17 protein-coding genes are annotated in these 20,028 nt (G+C 45.1%); 5 read left to right on the forward strand and 12 right to left on the reverse strand.

All coding sequences use genetic code 11. The annotated features are described in order from the left end of the window. Nucleotides 1-404 precede the first annotated feature (404 nt). Nucleotides 405-2,072 carry an energy-dependent translational throttle protein EttA gene (gene ettA, locus AC27HD_RS07435; protein ID WP_349376989.1) on the forward strand — a complete coding sequence of 556 codons (1,668 nt, stop codon included), beginning with the start codon at nucleotides 405-407 and terminating at the stop codon, nucleotides 2,070-2,072. 283 nt (nucleotides 2,073-2,355) lie between these two features. After that, nucleotides 2,356-2,763, forward strand: coding sequence for a PilZ domain-containing protein (locus AC27HD_RS07440; protein WP_487104770.1), 408 nt, complete (start codon nucleotides 2,356-2,358; stop codon nucleotides 2,761-2,763). A gap of 25 nt (nucleotides 2,764-2,788) precedes the next feature. Here the strand turns inward: AC27HD_RS07440 and radA are convergent, their stop codons facing one another. Then, nucleotides 2,789-4,159, reverse strand: coding sequence for a DNA repair protein RadA (gene radA / locus AC27HD_RS07445; RefSeq protein WP_487104772.1), 1,371 nt, complete (start codon nucleotides 4,157-4,159; stop codon nucleotides 2,789-2,791). Between the two features lie 184 nt (nucleotides 4,160-4,343). Here radA and AC27HD_RS07450 point away from each other — a divergent pair, with 184 nt between their 5' ends. Further along, nucleotides 4,344-6,956: a PilZ domain-containing protein gene (locus AC27HD_RS07450; protein WP_487104774.1), complete on the forward strand. Its 2,613-nt coding sequence runs from the start codon at nucleotides 4,344-4,346 to the stop codon at nucleotides 6,954-6,956. A gap of 37 nt (nucleotides 6,957-6,993) precedes the next feature. Here the strand turns inward: AC27HD_RS07450 and serB are convergent, their stop codons facing one another. Beyond that, complete coding sequence (serB, locus tag AC27HD_RS07455; RefSeq protein WP_487105540.1) at nucleotides 6,994-7,938, reverse strand: phosphoserine phosphatase SerB; 945 nt, start codon at nucleotides 7,936-7,938, stop codon at nucleotides 6,994-6,996. 174 nt (nucleotides 7,939-8,112) lie between these two features. On the opposite strand from serB, the gene AC27HD_RS07460 reads away from it, so the two are divergent. Beyond that, nucleotides 8,113-8,784 carry a hypothetical protein gene (locus AC27HD_RS07460; protein WP_487104776.1) on the forward strand — a complete coding sequence of 224 codons (672 nt, stop codon included), beginning with the start codon at nucleotides 8,113-8,115 and terminating at the stop codon, nucleotides 8,782-8,784. A gap of 27 nt (nucleotides 8,785-8,811) precedes the next feature. On the opposite strand, the gene AC27HD_RS07465 is transcribed toward AC27HD_RS07460, so the two are convergent. The 10 genes from AC27HD_RS07465 to rpoE all read right to left on the reverse strand — a co-directional run bounded on the left by AC27HD_RS07465 (nucleotide 8,812) and on the right by rpoE (nucleotide 18,134). Next, complete coding sequence (locus tag AC27HD_RS07465) at nucleotides 8,812-9,834, reverse strand: TatD family hydrolase (RefSeq protein WP_487104778.1); 1,023 nt, start codon at nucleotides 9,832-9,834, stop codon at nucleotides 8,812-8,814. A 77-nt stretch (nucleotides 9,835-9,911) separates the two neighbouring features. After that, a complete protein-coding gene (gene pdxH, locus AC27HD_RS07470) occupies nucleotides 9,912-10,550 on the reverse strand; it encodes a pyridoxamine 5'-phosphate oxidase (protein ID WP_487104780.1) in 639 nt (212 codons plus the stop codon). 162 nt (nucleotides 10,551-10,712) lie between these two features. Further along, nucleotides 10,713-11,651, reverse strand: coding sequence for a GTPase Era (era, locus tag AC27HD_RS07475; protein WP_487104782.1), 939 nt, complete (start codon nucleotides 11,649-11,651; stop codon nucleotides 10,713-10,715). Further along, a complete protein-coding gene (rnc, locus tag AC27HD_RS07480) occupies nucleotides 11,644-12,324 on the reverse strand; it encodes a ribonuclease III (protein ID WP_032096910.1) in 681 nt (226 codons plus the stop codon). Before rnc ends, era begins: the two co-directional genes overlap by 8 nt. Continuing rightward, a complete protein-coding gene (gene lepB, locus AC27HD_RS07485) occupies nucleotides 12,324-13,226 on the reverse strand; it encodes a signal peptidase I (protein ID WP_487104784.1) in 903 nt (300 codons plus the stop codon). The genes rnc and lepB overlap by 1 nt, the downstream gene beginning before the upstream one ends. Beyond that, nucleotides 13,226-15,022 (reverse strand): translation elongation factor 4, encoded by a 1,797-nt coding sequence (gene lepA / locus AC27HD_RS07490; RefSeq protein ID WP_487104786.1) that lies wholly within the window; start codon nucleotides 15,020-15,022, stop codon nucleotides 13,226-13,228. The genes lepB and lepA overlap by 1 nt, the downstream gene beginning before the upstream one ends. A 191-nt stretch (nucleotides 15,023-15,213) precedes the next feature. Further along, the gene (locus AC27HD_RS07495; protein ID WP_487104788.1) at nucleotides 15,214-15,669 is read right to left on the reverse strand and encodes a SoxR reducing system RseC family protein; all 456 of its coding nucleotides are present in this window, start codon (nucleotides 15,667-15,669) and stop codon (nucleotides 15,214-15,216) included. Beyond that, nucleotides 15,662-16,798 carry a MucB/RseB C-terminal domain-containing protein gene (locus AC27HD_RS07500; protein WP_487104790.1) on the reverse strand — a complete coding sequence of 379 codons (1,137 nt, stop codon included), beginning with the start codon at nucleotides 16,796-16,798 and terminating at the stop codon, nucleotides 15,662-15,664. Before AC27HD_RS07500 ends, AC27HD_RS07495 begins: the two co-directional genes overlap by 8 nt. 77 nt (nucleotides 16,799-16,875) lie before the next feature. Further along, complete coding sequence (locus AC27HD_RS07505; protein ID WP_032096905.1) at nucleotides 16,876-17,457, reverse strand: sigma-E factor negative regulatory protein; 582 nt, start codon at nucleotides 17,455-17,457, stop codon at nucleotides 16,876-16,878. Between the two features lie 98 nt (nucleotides 17,458-17,555). After that, the gene (gene rpoE, locus AC27HD_RS07510; RefSeq protein WP_032096904.1) at nucleotides 17,556-18,134 is read right to left on the reverse strand and encodes an RNA polymerase sigma factor RpoE; all 579 of its coding nucleotides are present in this window, start codon (nucleotides 18,132-18,134) and stop codon (nucleotides 17,556-17,558) included. Between the two features lie 197 nt (nucleotides 18,135-18,331). Here rpoE and nadB point away from each other — a divergent pair, with 197 nt between their 5' ends. Beyond that, nucleotides 18,332-20,017, forward strand: a complete 1,686-nt coding sequence (gene nadB / locus AC27HD_RS07515) for an L-aspartate oxidase (RefSeq protein ID WP_052010266.1) — start codon at nucleotides 18,332-18,334, stop codon at nucleotides 20,015-20,017. Nucleotides 20,018-20,028: the final 11 nt, after the last annotated feature.

A 20,028-nucleotide genomic window follows, 5' to 3' on the forward strand; every position in this document is an offset into this window, starting at 1 on the left:
CCTGTTAACAATTTCATATTTAAATACACACGATAGAAGATGAGTGATCAGCACTTTTTCGATTCAAGCACCTTGCTCACGAATTTTTTGTATGCGCTTTTATCTGCTTTGAGCATATGTTTTGTATCACTATAGCCTTTTAAAAAAAGCGCTTGGGCTATAAACCCAAGTATCTAGCAAGCTCTCGCAAATTCGCAAATATGTTGCCAAGTTTATCCTAAATACTGGAGTGCTCCGATGCAATTTTCTGTACTTGCATGCTGAACGCACAAAAAACCATCAAGCACTTACTTCCATGGCGTTACAGACTAGCGCACGCTATAGTGTTGCGAGTACACTATGGTCAATTTTATCACCAAATCATAATCATCTGATTTTTCACCGCGTTTTAGCGAGGTTAGAGCATGGCTCAATACGTATACAGTATGCATCGCGTTGGCAAAATTGTGCCACCGAATAGACAAATTCTTAAAAATATCTCTCTCAGCTTTTTCCCAGGCGCCAAAATTGGCGTACTCGGTTTAAACGGTGCCGGTAAATCTACGCTTTTGCGTATCATGGCAGGTATCGACACCGATATTGAAGGTGAAGCACGCCCTCAGCCTGGACTTAAAGTAGGCTACTTATCCCAGGAGCCTCGTCTTGATGAAACAAAAGACGTTCGCGGCAATATTGAAGAAGCGGTAGCAGATGTTAAACATGCGCTCACACGCCTTGACGAAGTGTATGCAGCCTATGCCGACGCAGACGCCGACTTTGATGCCTTAGCTAAAGAGCAAGGTGAACTTGAAGCGATCATTCAAACCAAAGACGGGCACAACCTTGAAAACGTGCTTGAGCGTGCTGCCGATGCGTTAAGGCTTCCTGCGTGGGATGCTGATGTAACCAAGCTATCAGGGGGTGAACGTCGTCGGGTTGCACTGTGTCGCCTACTTCTTGAAAAACCTGAAATGCTGCTATTAGACGAACCCACTAACCACTTGGATGCAGAATCTGTAGCGTGGCTCGAGCGGTTCTTACACGACTACGAAGGCACCGTTGTGGCCATCACCCATGATAGATACTTCTTAGATAATGTAGCAGGATGGATTTTAGAACTTGACCGTGGTGAAGGCATTCCATGGGAAGGCAACTACTCATCGTGGCTTGAGCAAAAAGAGAGCAGACTAGAGCAAGAAGAGCGCATTGAGACTGCTCGTCAAAAGAGTATTAAACAAGAACTTGAATGGGTTCGCTCAAACCCGAAAGGTCGCCATGCCAAGAGCAAGGCCCGTATGGCGCGATTTGAAGAACTCTCGACGGGTGATTACCAAAAGAGAAATGAAACAAACGAGCTCTTCATTCCACCTGGTGAACGTTTAGGCGATAAGGTTATTGATGTATCGAACCTTAAAAAGTCCTATGGCGACCGCGTGCTTATTGACGATTTATCGTTCAGCGTTCCAAAGGGCGCTATCGTTGGGATTGTTGGTCCAAACGGTGCGGGTAAATCTACCCTGTTCAGAATGCTAACGGGTGCAGAGCAGCCTGATGCGGGAAGCATCGAGCTGGGCGATACTGTCAACATTGCCGCCGTTGAGCAGTTCCGTGACCACATGAATGAAAACAACACGGTATGGAAGGAAATCTCGGATGATCAAGACATCATTCGAATTGGTAACTTCGAAATTGCCAGTCGCGCCTACTGCAGCCGATTTAACTTCAAAGGTAACGACCAGCAGAAGTTTATCAAAGACTTGTCAGGTGGTGAGCGTAACCGAGTCCATTTAGCAAAGCTACTTAAAGCTGGCGGGAACGTGTTGCTACTGGATGAGCCCACGAATGACCTAGACGTAGAGACGTTACGTGCACTTGAAAATGCCTTATTGGAGTTCCCTGGTTGCGCGATGGTTATTTCGCACGATAGATGGTTCCTAGACAGAGTAGCGACTCACATTATGGATTACCGTGACGAAGGCAATATTAACTTCTTTGAGGGTAACTATGCCGACTATGAAACATGGCTCAAGCAAGAGTTTGGTAAAGATATTGTGGAACCTCACCGCTTGAAGTACAAGCGCATGTCTAAGTAGTTAATAACATCGTTGTGAACAACGCTGATAACCTTAATGATGCGTTAATAGCACGCTGACAACGCAGCTATTAACTCATTAGCATCAGTAAACAGCATTAAGTAACAATTTACAGTATTAAGTAACGATAAGGCCCTCTTCAAACAGAGGGCCTTTTTGTGTTACGACACGCCTACTAGCAGCCAAAATGAACAGCATCTCGCAAATTATTATTTCTTTACATTGATAACCCGCCGTTATTCGCTAATACTGTGGTTAATAGGACTTAAAGAGATAAGAGAGCATGACAGATAAGCGCCAATTTCAAAGGGTTGCATTAAATGTTCCGGGAAAGCTTGCCCACAACGATAGCGAAATAGATGTCATTGTTCATGATGTATCCCTACAAGGGATTAAGCTCCTCGCTACTGAGACTGAACTGGCGAAATTGCCTTTCGATAGTCATGACCCATACGTGGCTAACTTTAGGGCCAACGAGGATAGTCCTCTCATCACTCTGTATATAGAGCAGCTTTATCGACATTCAGATAGCCGCAAGTCGAAGGTATCTTTAGGATGTAAGGTGTCACAAATGGACATAAATTGCGTCAGTGCCCTGCGACGTTTAATTAGTTTAAATAGCCCAGATAACAGCATTGATGAAAAAGATCTCAATGCGTTGGTCAATGCTGTCTATGAACACGGTAATTAACACTTACTTGCAGATAGACCTTATCTTACTGTTCCAACGCATCTAGTGCTTCTGACAAACGGGCTACCGGTATTACCTTCATACCCTGCATGGCTTGCTTCGGCATATTAGCTTTTGGCACTATCGCACGTTTGAATCCGTGCTTTGCAGCTTCAATGATGCGTTCTGTGCCGTTGGGAACAGGCCTAATTTCACCAGCTAGCCCCACTTCGCCAAAGACAATAAGATCGTTAGGTAGCGAACGATTTCTAAAGCTTGAAATCATTGCTAATAGCAAAGCCAAGTCGGCACCGGTCTCTGTTACTCTTACCCCACCCACTACATTCACAAACACATCTTGATCGTTCATTTGAACGTTGCCGTGCCGATGAAGCACGGCAAGTAGCATCGACAGCCTATTTTGATCAAGGCCCACCGCAATCCGCCTTGGATTAGACATTTGTGAATAGTCTACCAGCGCTTGAATTTCTACAAGTAATGGACGGGTGCCTTCCCAGATAACCATAACGCTAGAGCCTGGGGTTTCATTTTCGTCACGACTTAAAAATATGGCAGACGGATTTTTTACCTCTTTTAAGCCTTTTTCAGTCATCGCAAAAACGCCCAGCTCATTGACCGCACCAAAACGGTTTTTATGGCTGCGCAAGGTGCGATAACGACCATCGCTTTCCCCTTCCAACATCATGGAGCTATCAATGCAATGCTCGAGCACTTTGGGCCCTGCAAGGTTGCCATCTTTTGTCACGTGGCCAACGATAAACATGGCGATATGATTTTGTTTGGCAAAACGGGTTAGATAGGCTGCTCCCTCTCGAACTTGAGACACGCTACCCGGTGCTGATTGAACGTCTGCAACGTGCATAACTTGAATCGAATCGATAACCATTATTTTGGGTTTTTCAGTCAGTGCTAGTTCACAAATTGTTTCGACGTTGGTTTCGGCTAGCATCATTAAGTTGTCATCGGGTAGGGACAAACGTTTAGCGCGCATGGCAACTTGCTGTAGCGATTCCTCACCGGTCACATACAGTGCCTTCTCAGTCTTCGCCATTTGGCACATTACCTGAAGTAAAAGCGTGCTTTTTCCTGCTCCGGGTGAGCCACCAATTAGCATTGCTGCTCCTGGAACAATGCCGCCGCCAAGAACCCGGTCTAGCTCTTTAAAGCCTGAAGAAAAACGAGGCAGCGCTTCGAGGTCAATGGCGTTCAATCTTTCAATCTTTGCCGCAGTTTGACCCGCGTACCCAGCGTTGACTTGACGCGTATTTTCTTTGGCGCTAGCCACTACAAACTCGCTGATGGTATTCCATTCTTTACACTCTGTGCATTGCCCCTGCCAACGAGGAAACTCCGCACCGCAGTCTGAACACACATAAGCAGTTTTACGTTTTGCCATTTTCCAGTTTTATCCACAACTTAAAAAGAGTATTCTATCATTAAACGGCTTTGGAATAAGTACAAGGCTTCTTGAATTTAAAGATGAAAAATGGACTTACCCGAGAAATTCAAAGGTTAAGGTCTTTTCTACCACGGCCGATAAAAACTAAAATGAAAAATGTAAACAACAAAGTTGCGCATAGATGAGTCAAGACTTAGCACAGTACGCTGACATAATCGAACAGTTAAAACCAATGGTGAACGAGCCTGAGTTCAACCAAGTTTTACTGCAAGTTGCCTCTGATATCCCAAAGGAAAAGCGCTTCCTGATTAAAATGGAAGTAAAGCGTCTTGCAAAACCTTGCATGCGCACGATTGACCTGCGTGGAAACGTAGACGGTAAATGTAAAAAATATCCCCATGAAGGTAGAAATCACTACATGGACGATATTGCCGTCGACAAGTTTGAAGAGCAGCTTCGAATATTTGGCCGCTATACGTATGGTGTTTATGAGGCTGTGCAAAGCACAGAAAATAACTTTCGCTTAATGCAGGAACGAGAGGTTGCACAAGAGCGGGTAGAAAAAGCACGTCCAGAGTTAAAGAAACGCTCGGCAGTATTAGAGCAATTCAAAGTACCTACCGTTAACTTACTAGACTACCGACAGCGCAATACCGAACGAATGAACTTCGCGGTAGCGGTAGAGATATTTAATAAATATAACGAATCAATGCGCGGCCTCAGTGTGGACATTTCTCTTGAGGGTCTGCAGGTCAAATTGTCGAAAGACACCATTTTCGAGAAAGGTGAACTACTTTTTATCTACTTCAGAGGACTCGAAAGTGAGTTCACGATGGATAAGAAAAACGGTATTGCTTATAAGCTGGTCAAAATCTTCACCAAGAACGACGTGAACTACCTCGCATTGCAGCGAGATTCAGACCATCCAAACAAAAGCTTTGATCAATTTTTAGAAAGTTTTATTCATGGCAACAAGCGTCGCTATAAAGTGAATATGAATAACACTATCGAAGCGATAACCAGTAAAACCTCTGAACAGTATTTTTCACCGCGCAGCCCAACATTACCGATTTATATCGATGTTGTGAATCAAACCTTGGTGCCCCGTTTTGCCATGATGAACGAGGTAAACCGGGAAACGTTACAATACTGGCAGGATGAAGAAGACAACTGCCGATTAAACTTTCTGCTGACTCAAGAGCGACTCAAACGCCTATTGCAGAAGTCTGAAGAAGTAAGAGAATGCTTTGTATACAGCTTTACCCATCTACAAAACAGTAAAGTGTATTTTTATTCGGCTTCTTTTGAAGAGTTAATGCAAAAAGACCTGCTTAAACAAGTGTTCTTGGGGTTCGGCTCTAAAAAAGCGAGCTGGAGGGTGTATAAGATAGCGCTTACCACTATGGTACCTGAACAGGCGCATATCCCCCTTTCCATCCCAGATTCTGTTGGGAGTAAAGTAAAGAAGCTCAATACTCCGCTTTCTGCCAGGCTTATGTCGAAGCTTAAAAATTTGCGCTACCTTGCCCATATCACCGATGTCACATCGATAACAGGGCAAGAAACTTACAACGATTTTACGTTTAATCGAGACAATCTTTCGCACTTGCGTAACTTTGGTCACCCCCGAAACCGTCCTACTGCTGACATTCAAGTTGTGCGATTCAAAAATGAAGAGTTAAGAATTGAGAGTCGCTATCGATTACGCACTCATATAGAGGCGCGTTTCAGTGGTGATGACACCGTTCATAAAGGTGTGAGCGAAGATATCTCAGTTCATGGTTTAGGCCTTCGAGTAGAGTTAACAAAAGAGTACGCCGGTAGCTTAGAGGGGCGGGTAGAAGTCGCATTCCCTCGCCTTCAAGCCATTACCACTTCGTTTGACGTCATGCAGTTACAGTACGAAATCATTTACCACAATGTAGATAAGAACATTCTGCATTTGAAAGCAGCACCGGGTGATGAAGGTAAAACAGCACGAAGCTTTTTTGAAGAGCTTATAAAGAAAAACAAAGCAAACCTGCATGCGGAGTCTGACGAAGAAGAGATCCCGGGTATGGGACAAGCGCTTCGCTGTATTAATGCTAGAAATGCTACCTCTCTTTCTTTTCTTATGAGCAAAGAAGGCGTTAGGTATACACCGCAAGCAGGCATCATTGGGAAACAAGATGAGCGAGTCACGCTTCTTACTACCCAGTACGCAGAGCGAGGCAAAGTCAATCTGGAATTTTTATTCCGAGATCGAAAGCAAGATTCCCCTTTTGTGCAAAGCGGCGTGAAAACCGTAAAGCTAGAAAACATGCCGTTGCGACAAGAACTGTTTGTATCTTTTGACAATAGCCAGAAAGACTCACGCATGGCTATTATTCCTCGCTACTCTCACAAATTTGAAAGCAACACACAGCGACAAAATTTCATTAAAGAGGCAATGAATCGAGGACAATTTATTGCCATACACGTGATGCTTACCACCACAGGCAAACCCGACCTATCAATGCTGCAGACAGAAATAAATTACGTCACTATGTATGCAATGCATAGGGCAAGAGAGCTTGAGAAAAAGATGTGGAGTATTGCAGCTTGTGCCCACCTTGTGGACGTAACCGATGAAGTATTAGTACGCTATGGTTTTACCCCAGCTGAAATTGCACAGAACCGAACGCTGGATGGGATGACTCAAACCCACAATCCGAAACGCACTTTAGCTGGCAGCGGGATTAACCTAGAAGGCGCTGGCAGTGAAAACAGCTCATCACCCCAAAAACCAGAAGCTCAAAACCCACAAAACGCCTAAAAGAGGGAGTCACTCCCTCTTTACTATTCGCTATAGGTTATTTATCTAAAAAGTAAAGCAAGCTGTGAAGGCTGCCTACACGTATGGCAACATCAGCCTTCTCGTTCACCACAGGCTTACCGTGACACGCTACACCAAGCGCCGATGTCGCCATCATGACAAGGTCGTTAGCACCATCGCCCATGGCCACAGTTTGGGTATCTGAAATATTCCATTTTGACGCCAGCTGTTTCACTGTTTCGGCTTTCACATCAGCGTTAACCACTTCGCCTTCTACTTTCCCAGTTAATAGACCATTTTCGATAACTAAGGTATTGGACGTGGCGTAATCAAGCTCTAATCTACGTTTTAAGTGATCAGCAAAATAAGTAAAACCACCCGATGCGATAGCTAGCTTCCAATTGTGCTTTTTCAATTCACTAAGTAACCCTTGAATGCCAGGCATAATAGGCAGGCTGTCTCTAATCTGACGCAGGTGCTCAACGGGCACACCCTTAAGACACGCAACACGGTGATGTAAACTTTCGTTAAACGCAATTTCTCCACGCATCGCCTTTTCTGTGACTTCGGCAACCTCCTGACCAACATCTGCCAACTTGGCAATTTCATCAATACACTCAATACCAATTACGGTGCTGTCCATATCCATGACTAACAAGCCCCCTTCAGAAAGAGAAGGCTGAGACTGCTGTACTCCAATATCAACGTTAAACGTTTCAGATAAGGCACCAAGTAGAGATTTTAAGATTGACGTGTCTTCGTCGAGCACATTTCCTTTTACCACCACCACATCATCACCAAATTGTTGATGTAAATGATGAAAAGTTAGACTTACTGTATCAAAGTGCGACTGGGTGTCAGTTAAAATATTGCCGACAATGTAGGGTGTAAGTGCCTGTCCTATAATAGTCATTGAGGCGTGAAAAGACGCATCACTTTGCTGCATGGCAATTATACCCGCTAGCGTTGAAGCGCAATGCATATCGTCTGCTGCGTTATCACCTAACAACTGTTTAAACGTGTCGAGCACTGGGAAATCCTTAAAAGTAGAAGTGGTTACATGCTACCGAATTGAGCAGAGTAATAAAATATCCGCTTTCAAATTAGTAAGATTTATCCTACTGTTACACTCATATTTACCCGTTAACGGAATTTCATGTTGGCAAAGGCTGAAACCAACTTATTGACCTCGTCAGCAAGTTATTCTCACTCGCTATATACCGTGGTTAAACGACTGGTGCATACAGTGCTGGCAAGCCTGGTAGTTGGCTTGCTTATTGCCCTGCTACTTATGCTTCAACGTTATCAAGAAGAGTGGCTACTTGCCCAAACCGAGTATGCCGGCAGTAGCGCTGCACGCCAATATGCAAAGCTTGTTTCCCCCATTATAGATACTACTGGTAATGCGAATTCCGACGCTAATTCTATTAACGATGCTACAAGAGCGCTGGCACTTAAAAGTACAGCCACTGTGTTAACCCAAGAGCCACATATTCTTGGCATTGCTATATTTGATGAAAAAGGACAGTACATTGCGCCTTTGCCAAAAACCGAAAGTGTCGTTGCTCTCAGCCAGTCTCAGGACGTGCGGCCTCTTACGTTTGTTGAGCCTATTGTAAATAGTAGCGACAACGTAATTGGTTACGTTCATATTCACATGAATACAAAAGTGATATTAGAAGACCCACTGGCCCTGCGAGCTCAGCTGCTGCTCATTGGGGTTATTGTTTTATTTTTAGCATTGGTGATAGGAATTTATTTAACCCGGGGCTTCTACAAGTTTAGACCTTGGGTAATCAACAAATTCGCCCAGTTGGGTAATGATTAATATTCATCACTATTTGCATCAAATAGTTTAAAAAAGAGATGGCTTAAAAAGGCGTGCATAGTTTGCAGATGTTATCGTATTAATCTCATTAGGCTCTATATCAGAGAGGCCTGAGAGGGCTGCAACCACATCTTTTAGGTAATGAGGCATATTCGGCTGACCTTGCCTACCTGACATTGGCATATCGGGCGCGTCGGTTTCAAGTAAAATACTCTCTGGATGATACCGAAGTAGATAAGCCACCGTATCTCTCGTTTTCTTAGCTCGCTCGTAAGTAATTGTGCCACCAATGCCTAAACAAAATCCTCTGTCTATATAGCGCTTGGCAACATCTGTACTGCCTGAAAATGCGTGGACAACACCCCTTCCCTCAAACGAAGATGCCTTCAAGGCTTCTAGCAGCAAGTGATGAGACTTTCGGTGGTGTAAAATAACGGGAAGCCCAAAAGAATCCGCTATATCTAAATGAGCATGTAACACCTGTTTTTGAACATTCATATCAACAGGAATATGACCGTCTAACCCTGTTTCTCCAATGGCTGAGAAACAGCCTTGAGCTGAGGATAAACAGCCTTGAGCTGAGGATAAACAGCCTTGAGCGGTGGATAAACTGCCCTGAGCGTTGAATAAACAGCCTTGAGCGTTGGATAAACAGCCTTGAGCGGCGGACAAACAGCCCTGAGCGCTGGATGAACTGCCTTGAGCTTCGGAAAGAAAACCTTGAGCGTTTTGTGAAGCCCCCTCAGCGACAGACAGACTTTCCTTAGCATTCACCGCCGCATCAGCAACGGCTTCTTCAAACTGTCTGAGTAAAGGAGGAATTTCATCGCGCTCTTTAGGCAGGAAGTAAGGGTGCAAACCAATGGCGGTATCGATGGGAAGCATATCGCAGTAGGGCTGACTGTTATAACTACTAAGCACTTTCCAAGACTCTGGCGTGATGCCTGGCACCATTATTCGCCTAACACCATTTTGCTTAGCCTGACGCAGCACTTCAGTAAGGTTACCCCCCAAGGGGGCCAAGTTAAGATGACAGTGACTGTCTATCATGTACCCCCTCCCCTGTACTCACTTCTTCGTGTAACAGTATTTATGATCTTAAAGTGCTGCTGATCATTGGACAAATGCTATGGCATTAGTCGCTGAGTGCTCCAGCTACCAGCTTCATCAACGTTGTATTCTATACGATCGTGAAGCCTATCTTCTCCGCCTTGCCAAAACTCAATTTGATGCGGGACAATTCTAAAGCCCCCCCAAAAGTCAGGCACAGGAAGCTCTTTGTTCGCAAATTTGTCTTTTAGCTGCTTAAATTGGGTAAGCAGGAGTGCTTTACTGCTAATTGGCTTACTTTGCTTTGAAGCATAAGCCGCTAACTGACTGTCTTTGGGACGGGAGAAAAAATAAGATGCATTTTCGCTGGTGGATAGCTTTTCTACCGTGCCACAAACACGCACCTGCCGCTCCATAAAAAACCAAGGAAAATGACACGATACTTTTGGGTTTAACGCAAGCTCTTTGGCTTTTCTACTTCCTAAGTTTGTAAAGAAAACAAAGCCGTCTTTATTTACATCTTTTAAGAGCACTATGCGCTGCGAGGGCTGACCGCTAGCATCCACTGTTGCCACTGTCATGGCTGTAGGATCTGGAATATTCGCATCAATGGCATCTTGCAGCCACTTATCGAATAGTTGAAAAGGTGTGTCGGTAACGTCTGACTCGCTCAAGGTTCCCTTTGAGTATTGTCTACGCATATCTGAAATAGCCATTAATTTCTCCTGCGCAATGCTCTAAAACAGTAAGAACGACTTTTTATAAAAAGTCATACTTTGACGGTAGACCATTGCGCATAAACAAATACCAATAAGACGTTAAAAACGAACAACCATCAGGAAGGGATCACACCAACTGCAACGACATGTAAATGGGTATTAAAAGTTGCTGTCGTCGCCGTATCCAAGAGAGCGCAACGCTCGCTCATCGTCAGCCCAACCCTGCTTTACTTTAACCCAAAGTTCTAAGAACACTTTATTGTCGAACAGGTTTTCCATGTCTTTACGGGCATGCTCGCCTATTGTTTTAAGGTGCTTACCGCCTTTGCCGATGATCATGCGCTTTTGCGTTTCACGTTCTACCAAAATAAGCCCGCTTATTCGGTACACGCCATTTTCGGCCATTTTAAACTGCTCAATTTCAACCGTCGTCGAGTATGGAAGCTCGTCACCGGTAAAGCGCATAAGCTTTTCGCGAATAATTTCTGCGGCCATAAAACGGCTAGAGCGATCAGTAATATAATCTTCAGGGAAAAAGAACTCGCTCGGCGGAAGAGACTTAGCAACTAACTCGCGAATATCATCCACCATTTTGCCCTGCTTAGCGCTAATTGGAATAATATGTTCGAAGGTATGCTTCTCGCCAAGCTGTCTAAGGTGGGATACAAAACCTTCTTTGTTCTCTACTTTATCCATTTTATTGACGATAAGGTAACAGGGTAGTTTTGATTGCTTTACCTTTGTCAGCACCATTTCGTCGTCTGCGTTCCAGCGATCACCTTCAATCACAAAAAGAATCAAGCCAACTTCTGCTAGCGAGCTAGAGGCGGCCCGGTTCATGTACCGGTTAATGGCACGCTTTTCATCTTGATGCAGCCCTGGCGTATCCACATATATAGCCTGATATTCACCGTCGGTATCAATACCTAGTATGCGATGTCGCGTCGTTTGCGGCTTTCTAGAGGTAATGCTGACTTTTTGCCCTAATAAACGGTTGAGCAAGGTAGATTTACCCACATTTGGGCGGCCAACGATAGCCACTAAACCACAGCGTGTCTGCGGTTGTGAATAATGTATTTCATTGTCATTGTTAGTCATCGAGCTTCTCCAGCGTTAGACGAGCTGCTTCTTGTTCAGCTTTGCGACGGCTGTTTCCTGACGCTTTAACAGGCTCAGGTAAATTTTCAACCGTGCAGCTAACTTGAAAGACCTGCGCATGATCTTTCCCAGAAATCGACAGCACCTCATAGGTAGGCAGAGGTAATTTTCGTCCCTGCAAAAACTCCTGTAGACGTGTTTTGTTGTCTTTAGGGTGAGCGTGGGGATCTAATTTATTAATACGCGTTTCCCACAGTCTGTCTATAACGTGGCGCACCTCGTCCATACCAGAGTCGAGATAAATTGCACCAAGCAACGCTTCTACCGCATCGGCTAAAATAGAGCTGCGACGATGACCGCCACTTTTAAGCTCGCCGGGACCTAAGTGAAGCAATTCACCCATACTCGCTTCACGAGCTAGTTCGGCTAACGTATCGCCTTTCACCAGCGTTGAACGCATACGGGTTAGTTTGCCTTCAGGCACGTCTGGAAAACGCTTGTATAGCGTCTCGCCAATAATCATTCCCAATATGGCATCACCTAAGAATTCTAGGCGTTCATTGTGCTGTTTTGCCGCACTTCTGTGCGTAAAAGCTTGATCGAGTAAAGCGATATTATTGAATGTATAGTCTATCGCCTTATAAAGACGACGATATTTATCTATTCCTTGCATTAACGAATGCCACCTGTACGCTCAAATCGAACGCCTGTTGGGATCCATGTTGGCAACATATCTTGTGGCTTACGTTCAAATTCAAACGAAACCCAAATTGCTACCGCTTTACCGACTAAGTTCTCATCGGGTACGAAACCCCAAAAACGGCTATCACGACTGTTATCGCGGTTATCACCTAACACGAAATAATTGTTCTCAGGCACAATCCATTCGTTGCGGCGCGTTCCCGGTTGCGTATAAAAATTCACTGGAGAAATATCGCGCAGCGGATGGCGTAAAATATCGTGCTCTATATCGCCAAGCGATTCGGTATAACGCATTAGCTGCGCCATATCTTGAACAAATTCACCACGCTCTTGGAAAGACAAAGGCACAGCCTCAAGTGCAGGACAGTTTTCGCTCTCGACACATTTAGGCTTTATGTACACCTGCTTATTTTGATAAACCACAGTATCGCCTGGCATGCCTATTACGCGCTTGATGTAATCGATGCCGGTATCCTCTGGATACTTAAACACCACCACATCGCCACGCTCTGGCGCTCCGGTCTCAATCAGCTTACTGCGAAATACAGGGTCTTTTACACCATACGCAAACTTTTCAACCAATATAAAGTCGCCAACAAGCAGTGTGGGCATCATTGAGCCAGACGGTATTTGAAATGGCTCATATAAAAATGAGCGCAACACCAGTACAAAGGCAATAACAGGGAATATTTGCTGCGATGTATCAACAAGATACGGTAACTGTGGATCTTCACCGTAATTGGCATTCTCGGCTACTGCTGACGCCTGTAAACGGGCTTTGCGCTTTGGCGCAAACACTACACTGTCAACCAGCCAAATAAGCCCTGTAATCAGCGTCAATGCAACCAAAATCAGGGAGAAGTAATTTGCCATTATTTACCTACCTTCAATACGGCAAGGAAGGCATCTTGCGGCAGCTCAACGTTACCAATCTGCTTCATGCGCTTTTTACCTTCTTTCTGCTTTTGAAGTAGCTTTTTCTTACGGCTAACGTCGCCGCCATAACATTTTGCAATAACGTTTTTGCGCAGCTGTTTAACCGTGCTACGAGCAACAATATGGTTACCAATAGCCGCTTGAATAGCAATATCAAACATTTGACGAGGTATAAGCTCGCGCAACTTCTCAACGAGTTCCCTACCGCGGCCTTGAGAGTTCTCTCTGTGGGTGATTACCGCTAGCGCATCAACGCGCTCAGCGTTAATCAAAATGTCCACTCTCACCATGTCTGAAGTTTGGAAGCGTTTGAAGTTGTAATCGAGTGACGCGAAACCTCTACTTGTTGACTTCAAGCGGTCGAAGAAATCAAGTACTACCTCTGCCATTGGCAGTTCGTAAGTCACAGCAACCTGCTTACCGTGATAAGTCATGTTGGTCTGCATACCGCGCTTCTCAACACACAAAGTAATAACGTTACCAAGGTATTCTTGAGGCACCAAAATATTAGCTTCAACAAGGGGCTCGCGAATTTCAGCAATGTCGTTTACTGGAGGTAATTTCGCCGGACTATCAACGGTGAGTATTTCGCCTTTAGTGGTCTCAACTTGGTAAATTACCGTTGGCGCTGTGGTAATCAGGCCAAGGTCATACTCTCGCTCGAGACGCTCTTGGATAATTTCCATGTGAAGCATGCCGAGAAAGCCGATTCTGAAACCAAAGCCTAGCGCTGCAGAGCTCTCTGGCTCGTAAAATAAAGACGCGTCGTTTAGGCTCAACTTTGCCAGCGCATCACGGAAGTCTTCATAATCGTCTGAACTGATGGGGAAGATACCCGCGTAAACCTGCGGCTTAATCTTTTTAAATCCAGGCAGCATTTCGGTGGCAGGTGCTTTTGCAAGCGTAATGGTATCGCCCACTGGCGCGCCCTGAATGTCTTTTATGCCGGCAATAATGAAACCAACTTCACCAGCGCGAAGAATACCGGTATCTAGCGCTTTAGGTGTAAACACCCCAATTTTATCCACTTGATGGCTTTGACCGTTAGACATAATTTGAATTTTGTCTTTCTTGTTGAGTTGCCCCTCAACAATACGTACCAATGAAACAACGCCTTGGTAATTATCAAACCATGAATCGATGATAAGCGCCTTTAGCGGCGCTTCTCTGTCGCCGCCTGGCGGTGGGATTTTATTGACGATAACTTCGAGTACGTCTTCAATACCAATGCCGGTTTTCGCTGAACAGCGAACTGCTTCTAGTGCATCAATACCGACAATGTCTTCAATCTCTTCTGCCACACGGTCTGGATCCGCTTGAGGTAAGTCGATTTTGTTTAGGATAGGCACAACTTCCATATCCATCTCAATGGCGGTGTAGCAGTTTGCCAAGGTCTGTGCTTCCACGCCCTGCCCCGCATCAACCACAAGTAGCGCGCCTTCACAGGCAGCTAGTGAGCGAGATACCTCATAGGTAAAGTCAACGTGCCCTGGAGTATCGATGAAATTAAGCTGATACGTTTCACCGTTTTGGGCGCTGTACTCTAGCGTTACGCTCTGCGCTTTTATTGTAATTCCACGCTCTTTTTCTAAATCCATGGAATCTAGAACTTGCTCAGCCATTTCGCGAGTTGAAAGCCCGCCACAATGCTGAATAAGACGGTCTGACAATGTCGATTTACCGTGGTCGATATGGGCGATAATACTGAAGTTACGAATGTGCGATTGTTGCATAATGCTGGAATTTACCTGCAGAAAAATTCATTAAACGAAAAAAATACTGCGCGCTATACGTTAAGACGTAAACGCGGCGCGTGCGGATTTTACCCATTTATGGGCGGAAAAGCGAATTAGCAGCGAGTATATTTTGCTAAACAGCACAAGCCATGAGACGAGACAGTAAAATTCAGCCTTAAAACGGCTTTTTACTCACGTTCTAGAGGTTCTGCTTTAAGCAGAACAGGTCGATACTTTGCAGACTCTACCCGCTGTAATTTCTTAGCCGTGTATCGATACGTGAACACCGTTACAATAATGCTTGGGAGTATTCCCCATAATTCATGATTTAAACCAATCATAGGCAAAAGGTAAGAGGCTAGCGAGAAGCAGCCAATAAACATAAATAAAGGAAGTAGATACAGCCATGCCGAGGCACTTAATACGCCGGCCTCGGGCACACCAATAGTGACACTCTGACCAACAGAAACCGTCATTGGTGTAGAGACCGTTAAGCGCTGCATTTTCGGGGCAAGCGCGCGAGATATAGCGCCCGTACCGCAATCGCTTTGTGCCTGACAACTGCTACACGTCGATTTGATTGCTGACTCTACAGTGACGCTATCACCGTCAATAGCCACCACCCTAGCGGACTCTTCAATCATTGCTGTTATTTACCGCGCTAATTGAGGTGGCAATCGCCTTTGCCGTTTGAAGTGGAATTTCGCCTAACACCGTTACCTGTGCTTTACCTGCTTTTAACGTAAGAAACGTACTCACCTCATTGCGCAAAGCGATATCGCCTCCCAGTGCATCCTCAATGGGTTGAACATACACAGACACATCTACCAAGCCATCACTGTACATTTTATACTCTACCACCTGACCGGTCAGTGCTAATCGTCGTGTGTCTCGTTTCACCTCTTTCATACCCACAGGAAGGTAGTTAACTTCCCACCCATGAGCGCGAGATTGACTGCTTGCCATCATAATTGGCTCCGGCAAAGACGACGGATTAATTCTGCCAAAATAGGGAGAAGGCGATGCCATTACAGAAAATGCGCTAATTTGTATTTGTTCTAGTAATGCGCCCTGTAAATCCAGCATATTAAGTTTTAATAGCATGCCCGACTCTTCATCAAGCCAAAGCTGGTAGCCAAACCGGGTGTTATCCCTGCTCACAATTCTAATTTGCTGTGCAGAACGTCCAGCGACTCTAGCCCGGCCAACTAATACAAATTCGTAACTTTCTAAGAGCTTCTGTGGGTTATGAAGAAGAATATTGGGAATGGGCCCATTGATAAAACGAGAGCGAATACTGTAAGGCTGTGTATCAGGCTCAAATACACTCACGATACCGTCAACGCGAATAAGCTCGCGGCCTGGTCCATTTTGTAAATTCAATTGCTCTACTTCAGTGCCATCATCAAGTACGCCGTGACGCCATAAATATGGCACCGTTTCTTTACCAACGGTGGTTTGAACAAACGATACCTGGTAATTGGCAGAAGATATGAGTGATTGAAGACGCTGTAACCACTGTACCGGTGTTTGCAGTGCGTTAGTTTCTCTCTCTACCACCTGCTCTGTTTGTTTTACTGTATCTGTTTTCGTCTCTCTTTCTGTTGCGCTTTCTGTTGCGCCTTTTGCTTGGTTATTTGACTCAAGGCTAGTTGGAAGAGACGAATCGCTTGATTGCGCATGAACACAGAGAGGCGTGAGAATTAATAAAGCCCCGGTGATGAGGAGAACAAATTGGTTACAGCGCATTTTCCTTGCCTTTAAAACAGACATACCAGCACGTGCAAGTGCTGGTATGCGAAGTTACTAATAATAAATACTAGTTGAAATAGTGGCGTTGCCGCAATCGCCTATGGGCGATTAGTATCGTCAGAGGCTTTTTCTTCCTCTTCGGCCTGCACCTGTTTCAATTTTATTTGTTGCTCATGGTCGGCAATAAGCGCGTTAATTTTACGCTTCTTCTCAAGCACTTCATTCATGTCGTTGCGTGGCAACGTCCGAGTTTGCTCAAGACTTACCGGCGCTAAACCACCTTGAGGACCCGCAGTGGGTGCCGTCATAAATGGCTCTGAAGGCGCTGGCTGGTTCAGGTGCTGAACACCTAGAATAACAGCCAAAGCTACCGACGCTGCAACGGCAAATTGACCAGATTGAGTTGCAAATGGAACCACATTCCCAATGATTGGGATTGAGCGCCAGCGAGACTCTTTTGGTGCAACAATCGCAGGCTCATCTGCCAAGGCCGCAGCAATGCTAGCCGTAATATCCATTTCTGGCGCTACGCTTGCTTCTTTGCGCATGGTACCACGGATGACATGGTATCGCTGCCATTTAGCTTGAAGCTCTGCATCATGCTTAATCGCGTCGATGATTTTATCGTCTTCTGCTTCACCATCCATGAATGCGGACAATTTTTCTTGCTGTTGCGTCATATATTCATATCCAGATCGTTTTGATCGTTAACTACCCTAACACAGCTGTTAGTCATCCCAAAAAAGAGAAAGTTCATCTTTTTTGAAGTTTATTTAAATTAATTTTCCAACAGCGGCTGAATAACCTTATCAATGGCTTCTCTCGCCCTGAATATACGCGAACGAACGGTACCTACAGGACAAGACATTACACTGGCAATTTCTTCGTAGCTTAGCCCTTCAATTTCACGCAGCGTTATCGCCATACGGAGATCATCAGGCAGTTTTTCCACCACTTTAAATAACGTCTCTTCTAGCTCATCCGAGAGCAAACTCCGTTCGGGAGTCGATTGCTCTTTTAGGGCGTCACTACCTTCATAGTAGTCGGCTTCTTCAGCATCCACATCGCTTGCGGGGGGCTTTCGACCTTGAGAAACGAGATAGTTTTTAGCGCTATTTACCGCAATGCGATAAAGCCAGGTGTAAAAGGCACTGTCTCCGCGAAAATTGGGGAGCGCTCTATATGCTTTTATAAAGGCTTCTTGTGTTACGTCAGCAACATCACCTGTATTTTTAACGTATCGAGACACTAGGTGCATAACTTTGTGCTGGTAACGGGTTACCAACAAGTTAAATGCGTTTTTATCACCACGTTGTACTCTTTCCACCAGTTGCTGGTCGGTTACTTGCTCGCTCATTCGAGCCATTACTCCCTACTTCATATCCACAATAGCTCTATTAAGCCTGCTTATAGACGTGTTCTATTTAAAAAAGTTCTGTTAAAGCATTAATTATTTTAAATAATACCATGTTCACGCCCTAAGAATTATTGTGTTTTGTCACTCATCCTTTAGACTTGCTGAACCTTTGCTCGTATATATTGATGTAAAAATACATGAAATCTGGATCGTCTTCACTAACTTCCACACCAAATGCCATAGAACATCGATGTGATGTGTTAATTATCGGGAGCGGCGCAGCTGGGCTAAGCCTAGCGTTGAGGCTCGCTGACCACTGCCAAGTTATTGTTTTGAGTAAAAGCGACCGAAATGAAGGCTCAACACGTTACGCCCAAGGTGGTATTGCTGCTGTATTCGATGAACAAGATTCAATCGATGCACACGTCAGCGACACGCTAATGGCCGGTGGCGGCCTTTGTGAGGAGCCAGCAGTTCGCTTTACCACCGAACGGGCAAAAGCGGCTTTGGAATGGCTAATTAGTTACGGAGTGCCGTTTGACAGAGAAAAAAGCGAATCTGGCGAAGAGAAGTTTCACCTAACCCGAGAGGGCGGTCATAGTCATCGCAGAATATTGCATGCCGCGGATGCCACCGGCGAAGCGCTGCAAATTACGCTTAACGATGCGGTATCTACCCACCCCAACATCCATTTCTTTGAGCGCTATAATGCCATTGACCTGATTCCATCGAAGACCGAGAAAAATCAGTGCGTGGGTGCGTATGTATGGAACCGTCAGCAAGAGCACGTTGAAGTTATCCGCGCGCCCTTTATTGCCTTAGCCACCGGCGGCGGCAGTAAAGTTTATCAATACACATCAAACCCAGATGTATCGAGCGGTGACGGCATTGCAATGGCCTGGCGCGCCGGATGTAGAGTGGCAAACATGGAATTTAACCAGTTCCACCCTACTTGTCTATTTCATCCTCAGGCGCGAAACTTTCTCATCACAGAAGCATTGCGCGGTGAAGGCGCTAATCTTTGTCACGCTGATGGCACTCGCTTTATGCAGAAGTTTGATGAGCGTGGCGATCTTGCGCCCCGTGATGTGGTTGCAAGAGCCATAGATTATGAAATGAAACGCTTGGGCGCAGATTGCATGTACTTAGACATCAGTCATAAACCTGCCGATTTTATTGTTAAACACTTCCCTAACATCTATCGCAAATGCCGCTCCTTGGGTATCGATATCACCCGTGAGCCAATTCCGGTGGTACCGGCAGCGCATTATAGCTGTGGTGGTGTGATCACCGACTTTAATGCAAAGACCGATTTAAACAATGTTTACGCTATTGGCGAAGTCGCCTATACCGGTTTACACGGCGCAAATAGAATGGCGTCAAACTCTTTACTGGAATGTGTGGTGTTTGCCAGTTCAGCAGCAGAGCACATTATTAGCTGCCTCCCCACTAAAGATAGTGACGAAACTATTGCCCCTTGGGATGAAAGCCAAGTATCAAACTCAGACGAAGAAGTTATTATTCAACACAACTGGCACGAGCTGAGACTGTTTATGTGGGATTATGTTGGTATTGTTCGAACCGATAAACGGTTAGAACGTGCTATGCGACGCATTAAGTTGTTAGAGCAGGAAATTACCGAATATTACTCCCACTTCCGAGTAAGTAACAACTTACTTGAGTTGAGAAACTTGGTCACAGTGGCAGAGCTCATTGTGCGATGCGCTATGGAAAGAAAAGAAAGTAGAGGCCTTCATTTTAATCTGGACCACCCAGAACAGCTAAGTGACACTAAGCCAACCGTGTTGGTACCTAATAACCAGCTGTCCGGAGAAAGCGTTGGGGCACTCATCACTGAAGGAAGCTTCAGCGATATGCGTTAAGCTTTAGACGT

It is taken from the genome of Alteromonas sp. 4NS20-0143, from assembly GCF_057542855.1.